Genomic DNA, 3,193 nt, shown 5'->3' on the forward strand with positions numbered 1-3,193 from the left:
GGTAAGCAGAGTTTTTGAAATGTAAGGCCTTTGAATAAGACAAAAGGCTGCCTCATCGCTAACTTTGCAACAGTGCCTTAAAAGAAACATTCTTGCATTTTCCCCATACCCACATTACTGTTAAGGTCATTGAGTTCAGGCCTCTTCTGGCCTGCCGCAACAAACAACATCATCAAAAAAATAACGGGGTTCGCTATGGCGCAACAAAGGGAACAGGCGGCGCTGCCGCCTGCAACAGAAAAAGTCGGACTTAAGGGATACCTGGCTTTTTTTCTGACCATCATTTTCTTTTCCGGCGTATTTTCCGGAACGGAAGGTTGGTGGCGTGTATTTGATTTTACCGTGCTGAACGGTTCGTTTGGTCAGATCGCGAATGGCGCTGAACAAACGACCGTAACCTTCCGGGGCGCGGGCGGTACGGGCGCAAAAGATGGTTTTCTTTTCGCGCTGGAACTCGCTCCCTCTGTCATTTTGTCACTGGGCATTATTTCTATCACCGACGGTCTTGGCGGACTGCGTGCGGCGCAACAGCTGATGACGCCCATCCTGAAACCCCTGCTGGGTATTCCGGGCATCTGCTCACTGGCGCTCATCGCTAACTTACAAAACACCGATGCGGCCGCGGGGATGACGAAAGAACTGGCGCAGGATGGCGAAATCACTGAGCGCGATAAAGTCATTTTTGCAGCGTACCAGACCAGCGGCAGCGCAATTATTACCAACTATTTTTCCTCTGGTGTCGCTGTCTTCGCGTTTCTGGGAACGTCCGTTATCGTCCCCCTGGCTGTCATCCTGGTGTTTAAATTTGTCGGTGCCAACCTGCTACGTATCTGGATCAATTTTGAAGAACGCCGTAACCCAACGCAAGGAGCACAAGCATGACCACTCAGGTACGCAAAAATGTCATGGACATGTTCATCGATGGTGCCCGCCGCGGCTTTACGATTGCCACCACTAACCTGCTGCCGAACGTGGTCATGGCATTCGTCATTATTCAGGCGCTGAAAATTACCGGTTTACTTGACTGGGTTGGGCACATTTGCCAGCCCGTTATGGCTCTGTGGGGACTTCCTGGTGAAGCCGCCACCGTGCTTTTAGCGTCGCTAATGAGCATGGGCGGCGCGGTAGGCGTTTCTGCCAGTCTGCTCACGGCGGGAGCCTTAAATGGTCACGACGTCACGGTGCTGCTTCCGGCGATATACCTGATGGGTAACCCTGTGCAGAACGTGGGTCGCTGCCTCGGTACCGCCGAAGTTAACGCCAAATATTATCCCCATATCATCGCCGTGTGTGCCATCAACGCACTGCTGTCGATCTGGGTTATGCAGAGCATTGTTTAAAAGGGAATTCTCATGCCTGATTTATCCTTCGCAGAGTTTACGTTGATGCAAGGTGCACACCTTTACACCCCGGAAGACCAGGGAATCAGAGACGTGCTTCTCGCCAACGGCAAGATTATTGCTGTGGCACGCGATATCTCTCCTCACATCGTGCCAGATTGTAAGGTTATCAATCTCAGAGGACTGATTCTGAGTCCTGGCTTTATCGATCAGCATGTTCACCTGATTGGCGGCGGTGGTGAAGCGGGTCCCACTACCCGTACGCCAGAAGTCAGACTGAGCAGACTGACCGAAGCCGGGGTCACGACCGTCATTGGTTTGCTCGGCACCGACTCCGTGACCCGTCACCCGGAATCGCTTCTGGCGAAAACACGGGCGCTGAATGAAGAAGGGATCACCGCCTGGATGTTAACCGGCGCTTACCATGTACCTTCACCGACAATCACCGGTTCGGTAGAAAAAGATGTGGCGCTGATCGATCGCGTCATCGGCGTTAAATGTGCAGTTTCAGACCACCGTTCTGCCGCGCCTGGCGATTATCAACTGGCAAACATGGCAGCGGAATCCCGCGTGGGTGGCCTGCTGGGCAGCAAACCGGGTGTCAGCGTGTTCCATATGGGCGACAGCAAAAAGGGGCTTAAACCGCTGTATGACATTCTGGAAAATAGCGATGTACCGATGAGCAAGCTGCTTCCCACCCACGTTAACCGCAATGAGGCGCTGTTCGAAGAAGCACTGGCTTTTGCGCTCAAAGGCGGCACCATCGACATCACCAGCGGCATCCCCGATCCTGTCGCACCGGCTGAAGCTGTCGCCCGGGCACTGAAAGCCGGTATCCCGCTTGCCCGGATAACGGTCAGCTCGGATGGTAATGGTAGCCAGCCGTTGTTTGATGATGCCGGAAAACTGACAGGGATTGGTGTGGCGGGCTTCGAGAGCTTACTTGAAACCGTGCAGTCATTAGTCAACGATTACGGGTTTACCCTGACCGATGCATTGCGTCCGCTGACGACCAGTGTGGCAGGCTTTCTTAACCTTTCCACTAAAGGTGAAATTGCTCCTGGAAAGGATGCCGATCTGCTGGTTATGACACCAGAATTATGTATTGAGCAGGTTTATGCTCACGGCAAACAGATGGTGGTTGACGGTAAAGCCTGCGTGAAGGGTACCTTCGAGTAAGGGTAATCGGTTATCAGCCGTCAATCCGGGCCATTTTCTTCTCCAGCTATTTGGGATTATCGGGTCGAGCAATGGAACTCTTTCGTTGCGCTCCCACGGAACCGGACATGACGGTCTCCTGTAATCCAGTACGCCACAAAACCCGTCCTTTAGGGCGGGTATAACTGACCGGAACCCGCAGGGATGTGCGAAGCGCATAAATGCCGTTCACGCCGACGTTCCGCTCCACAGCATACGCCAGCCAGAACTGGAATATCGAGGTAATCGAACCAGATTTCCCCGGCTTAACCATCGTTAAGCCGCTCGGCCTGTTCAGGGCAGATGGAACCCTCGCCTTACTGATAAACTTTTTTGGCACTGTTGCAAATAGTCGGTGGTGATAAACTTATCATCCCCTTTTGCTGATGGAGCTGCACATGAACCCATTCAAAGGCCGGCATTTTCAGCGTGACATCATTCTGTGGGCCGTACGCTGGTACTGCAAATACGGCATCAGTTACCGTGAGCTGCAGGAGATGCTGGCTGAACGCGGAGTGAATGTCGATCACTCCACGATTTACCGCTGGGTTCAGCGTTATGCGCCTGAAATGGAATAACGGCTGCGCTGGTACTGGCGTAACCCTTCCGATCTTTGCCCGTGGCACATGGATGAAACCTACGTGAAGGTCAATGGC

3 protein-coding genes and 1 pseudogene are annotated in these 3,193 nt (G+C 53.1%); all 4 read left to right on the forward strand.

Translation table 11 applies throughout. The annotated features are described in order from the left end of the window. Window positions 1-195 precede the first annotated feature (195 nt). Window positions 196-882, forward strand: coding sequence for a nucleoside recognition domain-containing protein (locus tag OGY18_RS13275; protein ID WP_041205587.1), 687 nt, complete (start codon window positions 196-198; stop codon window positions 880-882). After that, complete coding sequence (locus OGY18_RS13280; RefSeq protein ID WP_005326786.1) at window positions 879-1,340, forward strand: YjiG family protein; 462 nt, start codon at window positions 879-881, stop codon at window positions 1,338-1,340. The genes OGY18_RS13275 and OGY18_RS13280 overlap by 4 nt, the downstream gene beginning before the upstream one ends. 12 nt (window positions 1,341-1,352) lie before the next feature. Then, window positions 1,353-2,519: a beta-aspartyl-peptidase gene (gene iadA, locus OGY18_RS13285; protein ID WP_101150733.1), complete on the forward strand. Its 1,167-nt coding sequence runs from the start codon at window positions 1,353-1,355 to the stop codon at window positions 2,517-2,519. A gap of 416 nt (window positions 2,520-2,935) precedes the next feature. After that, window positions 2,936-3,193, forward strand: a pseudogene (locus tag OGY18_RS13290) (IS6 family transposase); the annotation flags it as partial.

Origin of the sequence: Citrobacter sp. Cpo142, from assembly GCF_030332425.1 — a bacterium.
In the GTDB taxonomy this organism is placed as follows: domain Bacteria; phylum Pseudomonadota; class Gammaproteobacteria; order Enterobacterales; family Enterobacteriaceae; genus Citrobacter; species Citrobacter portucalensis.